Raw genomic sequence first — 18,910 nt, forward strand, 5'->3', positions numbered from 1 at the left:
AAGCGCAAGATTCAAGTTGATGGCGGGCGGCCACGATCTGTTGGAAAGAGCCTTCTTTTTCAAAAAGATGGATCAAGAGCAAAGGATTTATGTCTTTAGGACAGGCATGGTGGCGGGGATAGCTTCCGCCGCAGGGGAAAGGTATTTTTGCAGCGGATCGGGGTGCAGCAGCTTAAGTCCCGTAATGACTGCCTTTGCGTTGATGCGAGCACCTTCAAGGCTGGTGTGGGTATGGGGATCGGCGAAGAGTGGTTCGACAGCCTGCTCCCCCAGAGAGTCGTACTGACGGGCGATGATTTCGTTGAGGTCGATAAAGGGCACATGTTCCTGCTCGGCAATCTGGTGAGCCCAGCCACCGTAGTTGTCTGCCCTGCTGCGGACAACCCGGCCATCTTTCCAGATCTTGCGCGGGATGAGTGAGCAGACGATGATTGTGGCCCCTTTATCGTGGGCCTGCTGGACATATTGCCGCATATACGAGCCGTAGGTATGGACGGTCTCGTGGCGTTTCAGGATCGGATTTTCGATCTCGCGGGTCTCCTCGCCGATGCCGGGAAGGCTGCCGCGGGCGCGGCTGGTGTCGTCGAGCGGGCCGGAGTCGTTGTGGCCGAACTGGATCAGGATGAAGTCGCCGGGCTTGAGTCGATCGAGGACTTCTTGCCAATGACCCTCGGTGATGTAGGTGCGGCTGCTGCGGCCTCCGATCGCGCGGTTGACGACGTTGATCTTTGCCGGATCGAAAAAGTCGACGAGGGGTTCGCCCCAGCCCCATTGACCGTTGGCTCCGTCGCCGTGCCCGTTGCGTACGGTGGAGTCGCCGACGAGATAGAGCGTGGGAAGCGCGGGATTTTTCGGCTCGGGAAGATTGAGCTTCGCCTGAACAGCGGGATCGGTGCCTTGCATTTGAGATGAGGAAGGGGCGGGTGTTTGGGCCCGTGAAGCGATAACAACTGATGCCAGAACGGCCAGCGACAGCAGCGACGTAGGAAGAGAAGGTCTGGTTCTGGGGCTGAGGTTCATAGGCTATGGCTTCGTCTGAGAATCTTATATTTGCGACGGTTGGGCAAATTTGTCGTGTTTCCTGGCCCTATTTTGTGACTGTACAGACAAATACAGGGATTCCCATTCGACTTCGCTCAGGGCAGGCTTTCGACTCCGCTATGCTGCGGTCAAAATGACGGGTGTGCTTTCAGTGGAGGCTTTATTGAGTGGGGGCCGCTGCGAGGTGAAGTTCACGGGTGTGGAAGGGGGCGGTGGTCTCAGGGATGGTGCCGTCGTTGACCTGGACCTCCTGAGGGACGCCTTCGAAGAGGATGCGGGTGGAGATGCTGGAGCGGGGCGGGATATGCGCCTTTTCGGTCGAGGTGAGATTTCCGGAGCGGACCGTGACGGGAACATCCACGGTGACGTAGCCGGCGTTGTGGATCTCGACGGCGACCAGCCAGCTCACTCCCTTGCCGTTACGGGCGGGGAGGTCGCGAGGCGTGACATTGACGATAGAAAGGTCGGCGAGGCCGCGATCGTTGTAGACCCAGTCGTCGAAGATGCCGGAGAGATTTTTGTGACACGAGGCTTCGAGGACTCGCTGGAAGGCGTGGGGGTCCTCGGGAGTGGAGGGGTCGGCATGGCGCACCTCGTCGCGGTAGGTCTGGAGCGCGCGTTTGAGGGGGACGTCACCGATGATGGAGCGCAGCAGCCAGAGGACGGCGGCGGCTTTGGCGCGGTAGTAGACCTCGTCGTGCGCGGCGATCAGGCTCTGGCCGGGCTGGCCTGGGGGTGGGGGCAGGGTGGAGGGCAGCGCAGCCGGCGGGGCGTTGGGGTCCGGTTCGGCGGTCGAAGGGTTTGATGAGCTGGAGGAGCTGACGCCCTGGGGGAGATGCTGCGAACCCGGTGCGGTGGAGGTCACTTCCGCGGGTTTTTCGGGCTCGACGAGAGTGAGGGGATTGGTGAGCTGACGGAGCTCGTCGAGGGCCTTGTCGCGGCCATCGGTCGATTCGGTATAGAGGAGCGAGATGAACTGCGGAACGCCTTCGTTGAGCCATGGGAGCGAGGAGCGGAACCAGGCATGGGCAAGCGAATGGACCATCGCCGGGGTGATTTGGCGGGCGTCGGTTGTGCTGAGGGGGACGGCGAGGAAGGCGTCGTCCTCGAAGGGCTGGCCGGGGTGATCGATCAAGGTTAGAGAGGTGAGCGGGGCGGGGCCGAGCCAGTCGCGGAGGAGGGGGGCGACATTCTCGGAGGCGGCGGTATAGGGAGCGATGGCTTCGGGGCGCGTGGTCGTTACCTGGAGGAGCTGGTTGTCGGAGGGACGGGAGGCCTGGGAGGTAACGAAAAGACTGGCAGTGCGGAAGCCGAGGGGAGCGGAGGGAAAGTCAACGGTAGCGACGCCGTGGGATTCGGCGACAGGGGCGTCGGGCTCCTCGGTGACGTGCGTGAGGGGCAGGCGGCGGCCATTGAGAAAGGCGTCGACGGGAGGCTCGCCGACGTATTCGATGGAGAGCCGGAGATGAAGGGTCGCTGGGGCCTGCTGGAGGCGTGAGAGGCCGATGGCCTGGAAGAGCCGGGCACCGTCCCCGAGGAAGAAGGCAGGGGAGGAGACGGGATACCAGAGGACGTTGCCGAAGCCGCGGAGGGCGGTGATATCAGGCGAAATCTGGTCCCAGTCGGCGTTGGCGGCCTGCTGCGGAGGAGCGCCGATACGGGTAAGGCGTTCACCGGAGGCGACGATGGAGCCGGAGTAGAAGCCGGTGAGAGTAAGGCTGGAGCCCGGAGGAATGGGCTGGGAGAGGTGGACTAGAGCTTCGGTGGCCTGGCCGGTGTGGTCGGCGTCGGTAGGAAGGGTGTGTTCGGTGACAGTAAGAGGAGTAGAGGAGGTAAGGCTCTCCCAATGGAGGGTAGAGGAGAGCTGGAGTGCGAGGTGGGAGACCGGGGAGGAAGAGGTATTGCGGACGGTAAAGCGGGCTCGAGCATCGAGATGCGAGGTCGCGGGGGCGAGATGGAGGTCGAGGTCCCAGTCGGTAAAGACGATGGCGGAGCGCTGAGCGTCGGTGATGGAGGCGACGGCCTTCTCAGGGGTTCGGGCGAGCTTGCCGGTATGGGATTGATTCTGGGCGTCTTCGTTGCGGTGGAAGAGGACCTGACCCTGGGGGGAGGGATTGCCTGCGGGCGCATCCTGCGAACCCACCTTCGTTTCGGGCCTACTTGCGTCGTCCCGGGCCGAAGAGGGGGCACCCGGCTGCTGGGTGGAGGCGAGTGTGGAGGCGAAGAGGAGGGTGACGAGCGTGAGTTTCTTTGACAAACGGAGTTCCTGGGTGCCTGCTGCTAAATGCTGCCGAGACCTTTGCGCTTTTTGGCAGTCGGAGGTGCGGTCGCGGTCTTTGGTTGGACGGAGGAGGCGCGTCGCTGGCGCAGGGCCTCGTACATGACTACGGCTCCGGCGACGGAGACGTTGAGCGAAGAGACCTGGCCGGCCATGGGGATGCGCAGGAGGTGGTCGCAGGTCTTCTTGACGAGGTCGTGTAGGCCGGCGCCTTCCCGGCCAAGGACGAGAACGCAGTCGGTGGCGAAGTCGAAGTCGGTGTAATCGGGGGTTCCGCGCTCATCGAGGCCGATGACCCAAACGTTGGCCTTCTTCATCTGCTCGAGGGCGCGGACGAGATTAGTGACGCGGGCGATGCGGACGTGCTCGGAGGCCCCGGCGGAGGTTTTGGCTACGGTGGCGGTGACGGGCGCGCTGCGTCGCTCGGGAAGGAGGATGCCGTCGACCCCGGCTCCGTCGGCGGTGCGGAGGAGGGCGCCGAGGTTGTGGGGGTCTTCGATGCCGTCGAGGGCGAGGAAGAAGCGGGGGCGACCGTTTGGCGCGGGGGCAAGAAGATCTTCGATGGTAAGGAACGCTCTTTCGCGAAGATAGGCGACGACGCCCTGGTGTGCCTCGGTTTTGGCGACGCGGGTGAGCTGATCGCGGGGCTCAACCGCGACGCGGATTCCGGCGGAGCGGGCGAGGGAGGAGATGCGATCGAGCTTGGCGTCGCGGCGCTCGCGGGCGACGGAGATGCGGTCGAGACGACCGGAGCCGGCCCGGATGGCCTCTTCAACGGGGTGGAGGCCGTAGAGAACTTCCATAAGATCAAGTATCGCAGGGAATAGGAGGACGTCAAAAATCTGGAAGGAACGTCTTACAATAATTAAGATAAGAACAAAGTTAGCCGGGAGATTCGGAGAGTGGGTCGTTCCGATGCAAAGCGAGGTTTTTCAGGCCAGAAGTCTCAGGACCGAGACTTTTTAGGCGGATCTCGCGTCAGTACCACAGTGAACTCTGGAGCCCTATCCATAACCGCGGCGCAGGTCGCGCTGACCCAGGAAGAGAACGGGGCGATTGCGCGTGGACTCAAGCGGCAGGACGCCGAGCTGATGGACCAGTTGATTGAACAATATCAACACCGTCTGCTGCGGTACCTGCTGTTTCTGACAGGGCGTCGCGAGGTGGCTGAGGATCTCTTCCAGGAGACCTGGATGCGTGTTCTGGTTCGTGGCGCGCAGTACAACGGCAAGGCGAGGTTCGATACCTGGCTCTTTACGATTGCCCGCAACCTTGTCATCGACCTTTCGCGGAAGCGAACCATGTCGAGTCTGGATGAGATGAGCGAGAGCAATGAGGACGACCGGCCGTTTGAGGTGATGATGACTGGGCCTTCTCCGCTCGAGCAATTTACGTCGAGGGAGGACTCGGCGGAGGTCGGCGAGGTTCTGCTGACCCTGGAGGCCTCGTATCGCGAGGTCCTGGTGCTGCGGTTTTATGAGGAGATGTCGCTAGAGGAGATCGCCGGGGTAACGCGGGCGCCGTTGTCGACGGTGAAGTCGCGACTGTACCGGGGACTGGCGTCGTTGAAACCCGAGCTGGAAAGACTGAGAAATTGTCGTCCTGCGGTGGCGGAGGCGAGGGGATGAGCGAATTGATCGATGGTGGGGTGGAACACCAGAGGGCTCTGGCGCGGGAGGCGATGGCCTCGTTGAAGGTGGAAGCACGGACATCGCTGGTGAACCGGACGCACAGGGTGGTGCGGGAGCGCGCGAAACAGATGTCCGCGCGGCGGACTCAGATCCGCAGTCTTTGGGCACCGCTGGCAGTGTGCGCGTCGATGCTGGTGATCCTGGTGACGGCCGTATGGACGCTGCTGGACGAGTATGAGCTAACTCCGACGGGAATGCCGGACGCGAGCGACCAGTACATGGTGCTGCTGCTGTGGTTTCTTCCGGCTTCGGCCGCGCTGCTGGCGATGGTCTGGTTTCGCCGTGCGCAGAGCAGGCGTTCCAGGGGAGAGATGGCACAATGACGTCCCCGATCTCCAACGAGAACCGCCTGAACGAATTTCAGGCGGGGCAGGAAGATGAGCTGAGCCTGATCCCGGCGTGGTCGGTTGTGCTGGCGGTAGCGGTTTTCGCGGCGGTTCAGTATCTCTTCCATGTGGTGATGCCGCACCACAAGCACGAGATGCTTCCGATGCGGCTGCTGATGGGCTACTCGTGGGGAACAGCTTTTGCCAGCTACGTTCTGCTGGTGGGTTATGTAAGCCGTGATGTGAAACGGCGCAGGATGCCGGCACCTCTGTGGATGCTGATTGTGGTGCTGATGCCGGGCGGCATTGGCGCGGTGGTGTACTTTCTTTTGCGGCAGCCTCTGCTGCGTCCCTGCCCGCATTGCAGAACGGAGATTGCGTCGAGCTGCCACTTCTGCCCACAGTGCCAGTTCCAGATGGCACCGGTATGCGGACAATGCTTTCGCGGGGTCCAGATTACGGATGTTTACTGCACGCAGTGCGGACATGACCTTGCGCAGGACCATGCTCCGGCGAGGCTGCGAGCGTATAGTGACTAGTGGTGCGTTTGTACCGGTATAGCGCATCCAACGGTCGAGATGGCTCTTACAGCACTAATCATTGACGACGAACCGCTGGCACGGCAGGAACTGCAGTATCTGCTGGAGCGCGCGGGAGGGGTGGATGTCCTTGCCCAGGGGACCAATGGAATCGAGGCCGTGGAGCTGATCCGGACGCATAGGCCGGATGTGGTGTTTCTCGATGTGCAGATGCCGGGACTTGATGGATTCGGGGTCCTGAAGAAACTGCTTGATCGCAAGGTGCCGCTGCCGCAGGTGATCTTCGCCACGGCCTATAACCAATATGCGGTGCGAGCGTTCGAGGTGAATGCAGTGGATTACCTGCTGAAACCATTCGATCGCAAGAGGGTGCTTCAGACGATCGAGAAGGCACAGAGCCGCCTGGCCCAGGGTGAACGTACGGACGGAGGGACTTCAGCCGATACGGAGTCCAAACTGGACGCGCTGTTACGGCTGATGGGGGAACAGGCCCAAGCGCCGATGGCGAAGGCTCATACCAGCAAGGTGGTTGTGCGGGCGCAGAGTCGTCTTCTTCTGGTGGATCAGAAAGAGATCTGTTTCGCCTCGATCGATGAGGGGACGATCACGGTCGTGACGTCGACAGTTGAGGGGCACTCGAACTGCCGGACGATAGAGGAGTTACAGGACCAGCTCGATCCCGAGGCGTTCTGGAGAGCGCACCGGTCCTTCCTGGTGAATATCCAGCACATCCGCGAGGTGGTGCCGTGGTTCAAGTCGAGCTACCAGCTGAGGATGGACGATCCGAAGAAGACGGAGATTCCAGTAAGCCGGGCGCAGACCAAGCGGCTGAAAGAACTCTTCAACCTTTAATTTTTTTTTGAAACGCGGGAACCATCCGGGATCAAGCTGCGTATCGATGCCTAGACAATCTACAACATAGTTGTGTAGATAATCATAGTATGGGAAAACCGAACGATTTAGTGCAGGGAACGCTGGGTTTGCTGATTCTGAAGACGCTGTCGCTTGAGCCGAAGCATGGGTGGGCGATTGCGAAGAGGATTCAGCAGATCTCGAACGATGTGCTGCAGGTGCAACAGGGTTCGCTCTATCCGGCGCTGCAGAGGCTGGAGCAGCAGGGCTGGATCCGGTCGAAGTGGGCGGAGACGGAGACGGGCCGGCAGGCGCGGTTCTACTCGCTGACGGCGGCGGGGCGGGCGCAGCTGGAGAAGGAACGAGAGATGTGGTCACGGCTATCGGCGGCGATCGACCTTGTGATCGAGAGTTAGACCAACGATTTGTTACGAGGTGTTTATGCGTTGGATGGATCGAACAAGAAAATCGGCGGCGACGTTGTTTCGTCGGAAGAGCGAGACGACCAGGCTGGATGAAGAGATGCAGTTTCATCTGGAGCAGGAACAGGCCGAGCGCATGGCTCGTGGACAGACACCGGAAGAGGCACGGAGGGCAACGATGCGTGAGTTTGGGAATCCGACATTGTTGCGTGATGAGGCTCGGCGCGGTTGGAGCTGGGGTTGGGTGGAGACGCTGGCACGGGACGTAAAGTACGCTGCACGCGGTCTTCGCAGGTCGCCCGGATTTGCGATCACGGCGATTGCGGTGATGGCGCTGTGCATCGGGTCTACGACGGCGCTGTTCACCGTTGTCCGCGCGGTGCTGCTGGAGCCGTTGCCGTTTCGCGATTCGGACAACCTTGTGATGGTCTACGAGCACTGGCGCGCCAACACACTTGGCAATCCCTATAACCCTGTTGCTCCAGGGGATTTCATCGAGTGGCGCAAGAGTACCCACGGATTTGAGGACATGGCGTCGTATCACTCGACGAACTTCAATGTAAGCGGAGACCATGGCGAGCTGCCTGAGGTAGTGAAGGCGCAGCAGGGGACGTGGAACTTTTTCCCTCTACTTGGCGTTGAGCCGGCATTAGGCAGGACGTTTCGAGAAGAAGAAGACAGGGTCGGCAGTGATCATGTGGCTATGCTGACCTGGAGTTTCTTCCAGCGACGATTTGGCGGTGATCCTTCGATTGTGGGGAAGACCGTTCAACTGGACTTAAAGCCGTACATGATCGTTGGTGTTTTGCCGAAGTCGTTTGCATATCCCGATGCCCGGTCGCAGCTATGGGTTCCTTACGCGGACGGCAAGACGGCAGAGAAGCTGGGTGAGCATGACAATCACTATCCCTTTGTCGTCGCGCGAATGAAACCGGGTGTGAGCCTGAAGACGGCCACCCAAGAGGTGAGTGCGCTGCAGTACCGGATGCACATGGAGTACATCGGCAGCCCGGTGGCAGAGGATGCGCTGTCGCGCCCGATGATCGACGATTTAGTGGAGGACGTGAAGACCCCACTGCTGCTGATGATGGCGGCGGTGGGATGCATGCTGCTGATCGGATGCCTGAACGTCTCCAACCTGCTTGTCGCTCGAGGCGCTGCACGGCAGAAGGAGATGGCGATTCGCGGGGCTCTCGGTGCCGGACGCATTGCGCTGCTGCGCGAGCAGATGACCGAGACGATGATTCTTTGCGCGTGTGCGGGCGTGTTGGGGCTGGTGCTGGCGCTGGCGGGGACGGCGTGGCTCAAGGTGCACTGGCATGGGTTGCCGCGGGCGGAATCGGTTCATGTAGACGGGGTTATCGTGTTGTTTACGTTTGGCGTTATTTGCGTAGCCGCCCTCCTTGCCGGCCTGCTGCCGGCCCTCTCGGCGACGCAGAAGGGAATTCTTGGAGCGCTGAAGGATTCCTCGCGGTCTGTTGGAGCGAGCGTGTCGCGGGCGCGGCTGCGCCAAGTGTTGTTGAGCGTGGAGATTGCGCTGACAGTTGTGCTGCTGATTGCCGCCGGTCTGCTGCTGAAGAGTTTTGTGCAGCTGAGGACGACGGATCTGGGGATTCCAGGCGATCACGTGTTGACGGTGGCATACAGCCTCCCGAAGGATCAGTACAGTAAGCCGGAACAGAACATTACTTTCTCTGACTCGCTGCTGGAACGCGTGAGGCGCATCCCCGGAGTGGAGTCGGCTGGGCTGGGTTCAACGGTGCCGGGAGCTGGTTGGGATGGCGACCGAGTCTTCATCGTTCCAGAGCGTCCGAACTATGAATCCAACAAACAACCTGATGCAATGATCCGGTATGCGGACCCCGCGTACTTCAGGACGCTTGGCATTCCGCTGATTGCGGGAAGGGTGTTTACCGGACACGATCGGCTGGATCAATCCAAGAAGGTCATCGTCACTGAGGAGCTGGTGAAGCGATACTATTCCGGCGAGAACGTGATTGGGCGCACGGTCGTGATGGGGACAGACATCACGAACAAGAAGGATACCTACGAGATCATCGGCGTCGTGGGCAACACGCTGTGGCGCGTGGGTGAGCCGACGAAGGCGACGATGTATTATCCGGTCCTCTCAGGCGACAACAACTATAGACGTACCCTGGTTGTCCGCACATCCGGCGATCCGTTGAGCTATGCAATTCCCATCCAGAAAGAGATCGCCGCGCTCGATCCCCGGCTCCCCGTAGTCGACGTACTTACCATCCCGCAGATCGTCGGCGAATCGACAGTGAACCAGAGCCTTACGGCTTCTCTCGTGCTGGCGTTTGCCGCGTTGTCGCTGATCTTAGCGGGGGTGGGTCTTTATGGAGTGTTGTCCTATGTTGTCACGCAACGCGTGACAGAGATTGGGATACGGATGGCGTTAGGTGCGCAGCGCGGACAGGTGCTTGGGATGGTGCTGCGCGATGGGATGGGGCCGGTAGTGGCTGGCCTTGCGATCGGTGTAGGAGGCGGTGTGGCTGTCGGTTACGTTATCCGTTCGTTACTTTACGGAACCAAACCATTGGACCCGATGGTGTTTGTCGTGATGGCAACGACGCTGTTGCTGGTTGCAGCTATGGCGTCCGCAGCGCCTGCATGGCGGGCTTCAAGCGTGAACCCGATTGAGGCGCTGCGGGCGGAGTGAGTGTTGCAGCCTGATTACTGTGGCTCTTTGCCGGGTGCCTGTCCCTGGACGACGAGATCGTTGTCGACGCTGAAGGCGCCGGGGGCAGAGTTCGCCTGCATGAAAGCGATTGTGGAATCACTCTGATTGAGAACGACTCCATAGAGTGTGACGTGTCCGTTGTTCACGATGATGTGGATAGCGTGATAGCCGATTGGAGGATTGTTGGTGATTCCACCAGCCATCATTCCGAAACTGCGGCCTCCAGGTCCCATGGCCTGGGCAAGCGATCCCTGGTTGGCGTTGTATTTGCGCAGGGCTGCCTGAGTGTAGATGCGGTTATAAACCGCAGCGCGGATGCGGTCGTCGTTGGGGGAGAGGGGCAGGACCTTGATCTCATTGTCCACTCCTGCAATACCCGGAATATTTTTGACGGCACGACCTGCATCGTCTTTGAGGACAGGCCGAGAGGCGTATCCATTCAGGACCAGAGTTCTTCCTTTGAAGCCAAAAGTGATCCAGTCGAAGACTGAATAGTTATTGAGGCTGAGAAGTTTTTTGCGAACGTCATTTACGATGCGAGTGCCGTCCTCCTGGGATAGAGGGGCAGCCTGCTGGACGTTTTGCGCCGGCGCAGCCGTAGGAACTGCCAGGGTGAGAGAGAAGAGCGCGGCGGCAAGGCAGGATGCTGCGGTAAGTCGAGCCATGAGAGATCTCCTTAAGCATCAAAAAAAACGTCTGGCGAGATGAAGATAAACGAGATTTCGTACGTGGTCCAGAGCATGGGTCTACGGGGGAAGGCATCCTGGAGATTCGAAGGATTCACTAGGATCGTCCTTCCCGTCTTTGCGCGAGAACGAGTCCCCTTGGCGTGGGAAGGAAGATGCAGGACAGAAGGCCCTCGGATTCCATCTTGAAGGCTGCGTCACGGACGACTTTCAGGTGCGAGCTGGCATCGTGCATCAGGATGAGGCCAGTGGGCCGAATCTGGGGGAGGAAGCGTTTGACCTCGGCTTCGCGGATGGGCATATCGGAGTCGGAGAAGAACAGGTCGATGGTTCCCTCGACCTGCATCTCCAAAGAGGATTCGTTCCGAAGCTCGATCCACTCCGCCAGACCGGAGGCAGCGATCTTCTCCCTGGCTTTGGCGAAGACGACGGGGTCGAATTCGCAGGAGACGATCTTGCCGAAGCCGTTTGCCTTGAGGGCCTTCGCGATCCAGAGGGTGGAGACGCCGAGGAAGGAGCCTGTCTCGACGACGAGAGACGGCTTGAGGGTGGTTACGAGGGTGTAAAGAAATTCGAGGACCTCCGCCTCCGCAGTCATCGAGTCGTACATGTGCCAGCGCTCGGGGTGGGGGCACTCGGGAGTGGCTCGGTGGTATTCGGGCAGGAGAACTCCGGCAGCACGTTCCGCCTGAAGCATGACCTTATGCTCCTGCTTGATCTTCTTTTTGAACAAACCCATTCTGCGGCGACCTTCCGGTTTTCATTATAGGGAGGCAGCGAAAGCTCCGGCGCCTTCCATCACCTGCGAGGCAATTGTGCTTTGCTGCGTCGAGCCTGGAGCGACTTTTATAACAGTGCGGGTGCGATGCTGAGGACCTTGGCAATGGCAGCTATCACGCTCGATGCGGTGGAGATGTTTTTTGTGATGCAGTTGATCTTTTCCTTGATGTCATCGAGAGCTTTGTTGTTGTCGTCGATCTTTGATTTCAGGGCAAGAAAGAGAGCTGTATTGGCTTCGAGCTTTGCCCGATTGAGGTCGGTAAGGATCTCATAGATGTGGTCTCGGGCGCCTTGAATTGTATCTTTGGCGTTGAGATCGGAGGCGTCCCAATAGGCGCGGCCGAGGATGTCGTAGAGCGCCTTATAGGCCTCGACGATGTCGGGATTCGTAAGTGCAGGAGGGAGGTTGGAGGGGGGAGTGGCCGGTGGTGCGGCGGCTGCGGCCGGGAGCTGTGCTGGAGAGGCCGTTTTCTTCGCAGAGATTTTCTTAGGTGGCATGGAGTCCGTCCTTTATTTGGAACTCGCGGAAAGGGATTCATAGAAGGTAGCCAAACCTTCGGCGGAGGCGCGAAGATCGGCGATGCGGGCCTGGAGGGATGCACTGTCTTTGCTGGTCGCGGCCACGGCGAGCGCGTGATGGGTGACGGCTAGCTTCTGGATAGAGCTCTGGAGGTCGGCGAGCATATCGTCGGTCGCCTTTTTATTGGCGAGGATGCGAGGAAGTCGCTCAATCTCCGCACGGCGTTCCCCGGCGGAGAGCGAGGAGCCGGCGTGGCGGATGAAACCGTCCTGCTGGGCGAGAAGTTGTTCGTAGTCGCGACCAGCCTGGTCGCGGAGGATTCCAAGATCGCTGGAGAGCAGCTTCGAGAGGGCCTCGATATTGGGATCCATGTCGCGAATGACCCTGGGAACGGAAGATTTGACCTGCCGACTGACAAGAAAATCGCCGAGCGCCTTGAGAGCGGTACTGGCGGCATTGGCTTCGGTGGAGGTGATGTTGATCCCGATGGGGGTGGAAGCTGCGAGAGCATCGCCCAGGGACTTGAGATTCGAGCCGCATGCGGCAGCGGCCTCGTCGAGTTTGGGTGAGGAGACGCCACTGGAGAGGTCGGCGATGGTCTGTGCATAGGTGCGGAGCCCATCGAGGACGTCGCTGCGGGCCTTGAGGCCCTTTTCGTCGATAAGAGGGCGGATGGAATGGGGATCCATCGGTTGGGGAGTGTCGAATCGAGCGACGAGCAGAGACGCCTGGGCTTCTTCGTTGAGCCGCACGGCGGCACGGTAGGCGTTCCGGGTGTTCTCGACGACGAGGCTTGCGGCGCTGGAGAAGGCAGCCGTGTTGCGTGCCAGCGGAGACAGAGAACAACCGGCCAGCGAAAGCAGACAGACGCAGAGCAGGCCCGGCAAAAGTTTTCGATTGCGCATGATGCAAGGGAAATTCGTGCGGTTTCGTTTTGTCAAGACGAACGACCATTTACTTTCAAGAGAGAGGCATTCGCGGCGCCGGACAGGCCGCATTGCGGAGGCGAGCGTGGCTCGATTGGCGTTGCGGGCGTTGTTGTGGGTGCTTGCGGGGGCAGCGGTGATATGGGCTTCGGATTGGCTGGTCTGGCAGGGAAGAACACTGGCTGGTGGCGGCTATGGAGTGATGTCGGTCGACCGGTTTGTTGTAGCTCCGCTTAAGGGAAACAAGGAGCAGTATTACCCGGATGGCAGGATGGAAGTGCGGTGCACGCGATCGTTGCTGCCGGAGGGACTACCGCAGGCAGGAGGCAAACCCTGCTGGTGGATCGAACGGAATCCTGTCTTTTTTGATCGCTAGGGGCAATTCGCAAGAGGCGCAGAGCCGCATGGTCTTCTAGACTAGAGGCAGATGCCCGGCACGTTGAGGCAAAGATTCCCAGGTGAGGAGAGTTTGCGATGAGTGTCGAAGGTGAGAAGAAGAAGCCACGGAAAGCCCCGGTGAAGAAGGCGGCTGCAACCCCTGAGGATGTCACAGCGGAGAAGAAGGTAAAAGCTGCGGCACCGAAACCATCTGTTCCGAAGAAGAAACCCGCTGCGAACGCCGTGAATGAAACGCCGATCACGGAGTCCGCGGCTATTCCGGCCAGGGCGAAGACATCGCCGACCCATGCCCAGATCGCAGAGCGGGCGCATGGGTATTTTGTGGATCGCGGTAGGCAGCATGGGCATCACGAGCAGGACTGGCAACGCGCTGAACGGGAGCTTCGGTCGGAGCACTAGGTGAGTTTCCGATGTAGGCGGCAAGTCCTTCTATTCGCAGGAACGGGATCGGCGGCGCAGAGGATTATTTTTCCGGGGCCGCCGATTGCGAATGCAAAAAAGATAGAACCGGATGGAACGTGGCACTAGCCAGGGCGAAGAGTGCATTTCCGAGCCACCGGCACTCATGAGGGATACAGGTCCGTTGAACAGGTCGCCGGTGATCGAGAACAGAGGCGAGTTCGCCGGGATATGAATCCTGTTCCAAGCGACTTGCGGATTGCCGCGCAGGCAGAATCCAACGCATAGAGCAAGGTGATACATGCAAAGTTCTGCATGAAGAGCGGGATTCCTCTACTAGCGATGTGTAGGATGTGTAGATGGTGGGCGGCACGGATATGAGGCAGGTGAGATAGACCGCCGAGACGAGATTTGTTGTATGCGCGGAGCGGAAGTTAGTAGATCGGGTGGGTATCCACGTCGTAGGAGCGGCCAAATTTATTGTGATGCGGCTCGCGGTCGGGCTGGTCGGAGCGAATCTCTCCCAGATCGGCGCTGTCGCCGGATATGTGAATGCGCCTGGTTTGCTTGTCGAGAGCATTCTGGCGTTGCCCTTCAATCCATATGTGCAGGTCATAGTCACCGTCGGGGACGCTTGCAATCCGGAACTCGCCCTTTGAGTCAGCGATGCTGTAGTACGGGGTGTTCAACGTGATGACGACTGCGCTCATCTCGGAATGAATATTGCAGAAGATGTACGAAACTCCCTCCCGGGAGAAGACGACACTGCGGGTGGAACCTGCTTCATAGAGCCCGAGGTCGAAGCGCCTGCCGTCGAAGAGCGAAAAGACGTTGTGAAAGAAGGGGTCGGTGTTTGGAAATGCAACACTGCTGCCCAGAGGGACGACCAGAAGATGGGGTGTGAAGGTCTTGTTTTTCTGCAGAAGCGTGAACCGTCCAGGAGTAACAGGGCGAGGGAGATCCTCTCGCAGAGACTTCAGCCAGATGACCGCTGCAGGGGGTTTCTCCTGCGCAGGCGGTTTGATTGAGAGATGACCCGAAACTTCCGCAGCGCGAAGAGGATTGCTGCAGCCGAGAGCCGCACCGCTCGCCAGGGCGAGCATCAGGACGCTCGTCCGTCTCGACATCAGAACCGGTACCCTGCGCCGAGGCCGATTACATCGCTGGAATTCGTCGGGCCGGCGGCGTAGTTTGTCCACAACTTCCTGTATTCGAGAGAGAAGAGCAGATAGGAGCTGGGACTATAGATGACGTTCCCGAAGACTGTGCGGTTTCGAGAGAGTCCGGAGTAGGGTTCGGTGGGCGAACTCACGAGGCTCCGGCGGATATCGTTGGCAAAGGGATTGTCGATGCCGTAAGCGCCATTGAACTCCAGCCGTTCCCTCGCTTTGAATTTGAGCTGAGCCCAGCCCCCGATGTCATCCAGAGGATGCAGAACTCTTGTTGTTGGAAAGTACTCGTACACATAATCCACATATCCCCCGGCGCCGAGACCGCCGAGAGCCTGCCCTCTATATACGTTCGACAAAAACTCGAAGTGGGAGCCGAGAGGGAGCCGCAGATCCAAAGTTCCTGCCCAGGCATTGAATCGGACATTGCTGCTTGTCATGTGCGGGCTGAAGTAGCCTCCTACGCCGATCTCGGGGCCCTGACCATTCTCTCCCTTGGCAAAGGCGATCCTGGCGTTGGTCCCGGGCCATCGACTGCGCTCGGACTGCCAGGCCGGCGGGGGAGTTGTGGCGGTGGTCGCGCCTAGACGTGGAGGGTTGGGAACACTCACCAGACCAGCTGCCAGTTTCAGCATGGAATCGTGTAGCGGAATCTGATGGGAGACAGCGATCTGGGGAACCCACGACCACAGGTTTCCGCTCCACGCCAAAGGAGGCTCACCGACCGCGACCAGAGAACTTGGGGTGTAAGGAGCGATAAGACTCCGATCGAGCGCGACAAATGCGCGGGTGCGATCCCAGTTGAGACCTGCATGCGCGGTACGCAGCCGAAGCAGGCCATTGGCCGCGTAGTTTGATTGAGAGCCATTGGCGAAGAAGTCTACACGAACGTCGGCATCGCTGGCGGCTCCCATTAGCCGTGGTCCGCGAGCGTCGATTCCCAGCACGGTCTGACGAAGGGAGAGGCCGGTACTGCCACTGCCCGGAAGCGCATAGGTCGGGTCTTCCGCTATGTCGACCTGGCGTGTATTGACGAAAGCGTTGAACAGCAACAGGCCGGTGACTTTGAGGGGATACTTCGACTCGGTTTCTACCTTGGTCTGCTCGTGGGTCGCGATCTGCGACTCATTGATGGCCTGGCGTTCGCGAATCTCCTCAAGAGAGGCCGCGGAGGGGCCTTGCGAAGTGGATTCGCCTGTTACCGTTACAGGCGGTGGGGCGGCAGGAGCGGGTGTACCGGACCTCTCAGAGGCCAGCTGCTGTTGCAGGGCGACAAGCTGCTTTTGCAGCTCTTGCAGCTGGTTTTGATACGCATTCATTTGCGCCTGCGCCTGCGCAACAGCGGTAGTCAGCTTTTGCACCTTTTCTTCCGTGGTCTCGGCGGAAGGCGATTGGCCATAGACTTGAGCGATTGCGGAGTGCGGCAGCGACAGCGCTGCAAGAAACACAGGAACCAGGTAGAGGACGCGGCGCACTCCTGAGAATCCCGGCGCTGGGAATCTCGAGGGCGGATTGCCGGGTTCCGGACTGCGGTTCATGACGTGAGCAAGGGACTCCGCGTGTTGGCTGGGCCTGGCGACATCTGGCGTGAGACCTGGAGGCGAAAAACGGTTTTACCCATTTGGCTACTTACCAGTTTTACATCGCCGCCATGCTCCCGCGCTACACTCCAGGCCAGGGTTAGGCCGAGGCCGGTGCCCTTCTGTTTGCCCTGGCTCACAAAGGGATCGAACAGGATCTCGCGAATTCCCTCCGGAACTCCCGGTCCACTGTCGGTGATGGTGACACTTACGGTGGTTTCGTCGCCATGGAGGGAGACGACAACCTCACGTTGTCCACGGCTCTGCCGCGCGGACTGGCAGGCATTCAACAGAAGGTTATAGAGCGCACGTTCGATCTGTTTTGCATCGAGCGCGGCCGTCGTGTCCGTAGAGCTTTTTTCCGTGTGAAGGGTTACTCCTTCAGTGTCGGGATGCGTGCGAACGAGTGCGACGGCTCGATCGACCAGAGAGTCCATTGTGAGAGGGATGCGTTGGAGGCCCGCTCCCGTACGGCCGAAGATCAGAAGAGTATCGAGCATATCAGTCGTTCCATTCACGGCGAGCCGTATCTCTTCGAACAGCTCTGCGCGTTCATTGGCGGGCAGCATGGGAGAGGCGAGGAACTCGGCATTGGCATATACAGCAGCGAGGTAGTGCCTGAGATCGTGTGAGACGGAGCTTGCCATTCGGCCGATTGTCGCCAGCCGTTCGGATTCGAGCAGAGCACGATTAGTCTTTTGAATCTCGTCACGCATCTGAGCGAAGACACGGCTTAGGTAGCGAACCTCCTGGGGTCCGCCCTGAGGCAGGGAGTATCGCGGGTTCCCCTCGCCAAACGCCCGTACTCCTGTGGCAAGATGCTCGAGCGGACGCGTCACCATACGGGCGAGAAGAATCATTAAGATGGCACCGGCGATCATGGCGAGCAGGCCGACAAGGAAGACAAGCCGGTTAATCTCGCGTTCCGCGCGGTCTGTGGCGTCGAACGACTTCATGATGACCAGGCGCAGGGGAAAATCAGCGGCAGCGGTCAGATCCCGGCTGATGGCCAGGAAACGCTCGCTTCCGGATCTCATAATGTTCTCGCTGCTGGGATCCAGAGAGGGAATGCTTGCCCGCAAGGCGCCTTGCTTCTCGTTCGGGAGGGTGGTGACAGCGATGGAGTTGCCGGTCACGAAGGCGGCTTCGGCCCCGGCTCCGCGCCCAATCTCCAATAGAAAGTGCTGATCGATGGCATAACCGCTGATCACATAACCGAGGAGGGTTCCGGTTTTCTCGCTGCCGAAATAGAGCGGACGGACTGAATACTCGTACAAGTGGCCGGCGCTGACAAGGTAGCGCTTCGCGGGATCCCGGATTCCACGCTGCAGATCGCTCTTGAGAACGCTGCTGTCTACTTCCTGCGCGTCTGCGGCGAGGACTGTGCCGTCGGGGTCGGCGAGCGCGAAGAGATCATTTCCCCCGGTTTTCCAGAAGTCAACCGCGCCATCTGCAATGGTCCTGGAATCACTGGTAGTCATCAGCGCTTTCAGGCTGGGAAGGCTGGCCAGCAGGGCGTTTTCGCGCTCGAGAGCGGAGAGCCTGCGGGCTTCGAGATCCTGAAAAGTTCCGACGGAGTTTTGAAGCTCAGAGGCAAGGATTTCCCGCGCACGCTGCCTGAGCCTGTTTCGGATGATGAACAAGCTGGAGCATGTGGTCGCTGCGATGATGAGGACCAGCGAGATCAGCAGAAGGACACGAGTCCGGACACCAGGTCCGTGGCTATCGCTTAACACGGAACCTTCCTTTAAGGGACAAACTTATAGCCTGCACCATATACCGTTTGCAGGTAGCGGGGCTCGGCTGAGTCGGGTTCCAGCTTCTGCCGCAGCTTGAGGATATGGTTATCCACAGTCCGGGTGGTGGGGTAGGACTGGTATCCCCAGACTTCGTTGAGCAGCTCTTCACGGCTGAGGACCCGTTCGGCGTGCTCGACGAAGTATTTCAGCAATTTGAACTCATGCGCGGTGAGGGCGATGGCCTTCTCGGCACGTCGGGCGCTCATCTTGGCGAAGTCGATTTCGCAATCACCAAAAGAATAGGTGACCGTAGCAATTGGCTTGTGCCGGCGGCGCAGGGCGGCCTGAACCCGGGCCATCAGCTCCCGGGGGCTGAACGGCTTGGTGACGTAATCATCGGCACCCAATTCGAGCAGGAGAACCTTGTCGGCGACCTCGCTGACAGCGCTGACCACGATGACGGGAGTTTCGGGCTGCTCGGCTTTAATAATCTTGCACACATCTCGTCCGAAGACATTGGGGAGCAGAAGGTCGAGCACAACTGCAGAGGGCTTGATGGCACGAAAGGTGTCGAGACCGGATTGCCCGTCGCTGCATAGCGTAACCGCATACCCCTGGTCGCGAAACATCCTGTGGAGGACCTTCTGCATCCTCGGGTCATCTTCGATGACAAGGATCTGGGTTCCGCCCATAGAGGGAGGAACTTCGGCGATCTTCGCATCCATCACGATCTTGTCATTTTGCAGCATAAAAGTATTTTTACTCCGTTACGACCACATTGAAATCGAAAGGGAGTATGGAATGACAATTTTCTGACAATTCGTAGACAATACGTTCAGTTGGAGGGTTTGGATTGGAT

The 18,910-nt window shown here is 59.5% G+C and carries 19 protein-coding genes; 8 read left to right on the plus strand and 11 right to left on the minus strand.

What is annotated here, in order from left to right; genetic code table 11:
• Window positions 1-87 precede the first annotated feature (87 nt).
• From AC5S26_RS13710 to rlmB, 3 genes are all read right to left on the minus strand, one after another.
• Window positions 88-1,020 (minus strand): rhamnogalacturonan acetylesterase, encoded by a 933-nt coding sequence (locus AC5S26_RS13710; RefSeq protein ID WP_494185473.1) that lies wholly within the window; start codon window positions 1,018-1,020, stop codon window positions 88-90.
• A gap of 181 nt (window positions 1,021-1,201) precedes the next feature.
• Complete coding sequence (locus AC5S26_RS13715; RefSeq protein WP_494185474.1) at window positions 1,202-3,298, minus strand: M1 aminopeptidase family protein; 2,097 nt, start codon at window positions 3,296-3,298, stop codon at window positions 1,202-1,204.
• 23 nt (window positions 3,299-3,321) lie between these two features.
• Window positions 3,322-4,122 carry a 23S rRNA (guanosine(2251)-2'-O)-methyltransferase RlmB gene (gene rlmB / locus AC5S26_RS13720; RefSeq protein ID WP_494185475.1) on the minus strand — a complete coding sequence of 267 codons (801 nt, stop codon included), beginning with the start codon at window positions 4,120-4,122 and terminating at the stop codon, window positions 3,322-3,324.
• 207 nt (window positions 4,123-4,329) lie between these two features.
• On the opposite strand from rlmB, the gene AC5S26_RS13725 reads away from it, so the two are divergent.
• The 6 genes from AC5S26_RS13725 to AC5S26_RS13750 all read left to right on the plus strand — a co-directional run bounded on the left by AC5S26_RS13725 (window position 4,330) and on the right by AC5S26_RS13750 (window position 9,832).
• Window positions 4,330-4,947, plus strand: coding sequence for an RNA polymerase sigma factor (locus AC5S26_RS13725; RefSeq protein WP_494186114.1), 618 nt, complete (start codon window positions 4,330-4,332; stop codon window positions 4,945-4,947).
• Window positions 4,944-5,333 (plus strand): hypothetical protein, encoded by a 390-nt coding sequence (locus tag AC5S26_RS13730; protein ID WP_494185476.1) that lies wholly within the window; start codon window positions 4,944-4,946, stop codon window positions 5,331-5,333. The genes AC5S26_RS13725 and AC5S26_RS13730 overlap by 4 nt, the downstream gene beginning before the upstream one ends.
• A complete protein-coding gene (locus tag AC5S26_RS13735; protein WP_494185477.1) occupies window positions 5,330-5,875 on the plus strand; it encodes a zinc ribbon domain-containing protein in 546 nt (181 codons plus the stop codon). Before AC5S26_RS13730 ends, AC5S26_RS13735 begins: the two co-directional genes overlap by 4 nt.
• 39 nt (window positions 5,876-5,914) lie before the next feature.
• On the plus strand, window positions 5,915-6,727 hold the full coding sequence (locus AC5S26_RS13740) for a LytR/AlgR family response regulator transcription factor (RefSeq protein WP_494185478.1): 813 nt from the start codon (window positions 5,915-5,917) through the stop codon (window positions 6,725-6,727).
• An 89-nt stretch (window positions 6,728-6,816) separates the two neighbouring features.
• Window positions 6,817-7,143, plus strand: coding sequence for a PadR family transcriptional regulator (locus AC5S26_RS13745; protein WP_494185479.1), 327 nt, complete (start codon window positions 6,817-6,819; stop codon window positions 7,141-7,143).
• Window positions 7,144-7,177: 34 nt separating this feature from the next.
• On the plus strand, window positions 7,178-9,832 hold the full coding sequence (locus AC5S26_RS13750; RefSeq protein WP_494185480.1) for an ABC transporter permease: 2,655 nt from the start codon (window positions 7,178-7,180) through the stop codon (window positions 9,830-9,832).
• Between the two features lie 14 nt (window positions 9,833-9,846).
• On the opposite strand, the gene AC5S26_RS13755 is transcribed toward AC5S26_RS13750, so the two are convergent.
• From AC5S26_RS13755 to AC5S26_RS13770, 4 genes are all read right to left on the minus strand, one after another.
• Window positions 9,847-10,518, minus strand: coding sequence for a BON domain-containing protein (locus AC5S26_RS13755; RefSeq protein WP_494185481.1), 672 nt, complete (start codon window positions 10,516-10,518; stop codon window positions 9,847-9,849).
• 118 nt (window positions 10,519-10,636) lie between these two features.
• Window positions 10,637-11,278 carry an O-methyltransferase gene (locus AC5S26_RS13760; RefSeq protein ID WP_494185482.1) on the minus strand — a complete coding sequence of 214 codons (642 nt, stop codon included), beginning with the start codon at window positions 11,276-11,278 and terminating at the stop codon, window positions 10,637-10,639.
• A 107-nt stretch (window positions 11,279-11,385) separates the two neighbouring features.
• On the minus strand, window positions 11,386-11,817 hold the full coding sequence (locus AC5S26_RS13765; RefSeq protein WP_494185483.1) for a hypothetical protein: 432 nt from the start codon (window positions 11,815-11,817) through the stop codon (window positions 11,386-11,388).
• Between the two features lie 12 nt (window positions 11,818-11,829).
• Window positions 11,830-12,744 (minus strand): hypothetical protein, encoded by a 915-nt coding sequence (locus tag AC5S26_RS13770; RefSeq protein ID WP_494185484.1) that lies wholly within the window; start codon window positions 12,742-12,744, stop codon window positions 11,830-11,832.
• Between the two features lie 106 nt (window positions 12,745-12,850).
• Between AC5S26_RS13770 and AC5S26_RS13775 the strand changes: the two genes are divergently transcribed.
• Both AC5S26_RS13775 and AC5S26_RS13780 read left to right on the plus strand, forming a co-directional pair.
• Window positions 12,851-13,141 (plus strand): hypothetical protein, encoded by a 291-nt coding sequence (locus tag AC5S26_RS13775; protein ID WP_494185485.1) that lies wholly within the window; start codon window positions 12,851-12,853, stop codon window positions 13,139-13,141.
• 98 nt (window positions 13,142-13,239) lie between these two features.
• Window positions 13,240-13,563, plus strand: a complete 324-nt coding sequence (locus AC5S26_RS13780) for a DUF2934 domain-containing protein (protein WP_494185486.1) — start codon at window positions 13,240-13,242, stop codon at window positions 13,561-13,563.
• A 434-nt stretch (window positions 13,564-13,997) separates the two neighbouring features.
• On the opposite strand, the gene AC5S26_RS13785 is transcribed toward AC5S26_RS13780, so the two are convergent.
• The 4 genes from AC5S26_RS13785 to AC5S26_RS13800 are packed head-to-tail and all read right to left on the minus strand — an operon-like array spanning window position 13,998 to window position 18,800.
• Window positions 13,998-14,690, minus strand: coding sequence for a hypothetical protein (locus AC5S26_RS13785; protein ID WP_494185487.1), 693 nt, complete (start codon window positions 14,688-14,690; stop codon window positions 13,998-14,000).
• Window positions 14,690-16,270: a hypothetical protein gene (locus tag AC5S26_RS13790; protein ID WP_494185488.1), complete on the minus strand. Its 1,581-nt coding sequence runs from the start codon at window positions 16,268-16,270 to the stop codon at window positions 14,690-14,692. The genes AC5S26_RS13785 and AC5S26_RS13790 overlap by 1 nt, the downstream gene beginning before the upstream one ends.
• Window positions 16,267-18,048 (minus strand): ATP-binding protein, encoded by a 1,782-nt coding sequence (locus tag AC5S26_RS13795; protein WP_494185489.1) that lies wholly within the window; start codon window positions 18,046-18,048, stop codon window positions 16,267-16,269. The genes AC5S26_RS13790 and AC5S26_RS13795 overlap by 4 nt, the downstream gene beginning before the upstream one ends.
• An 11-nt stretch (window positions 18,049-18,059) precedes the next feature.
• Window positions 18,060-18,800 carry a response regulator transcription factor gene (locus AC5S26_RS13800; protein WP_494185490.1) on the minus strand — a complete coding sequence of 247 codons (741 nt, stop codon included), beginning with the start codon at window positions 18,798-18,800 and terminating at the stop codon, window positions 18,060-18,062.
• Window positions 18,801-18,910: the final 110 nt, after the last annotated feature.

It is taken from the genome of Edaphobacter sp. FHG110511_03 (assembly GCF_059115365.1).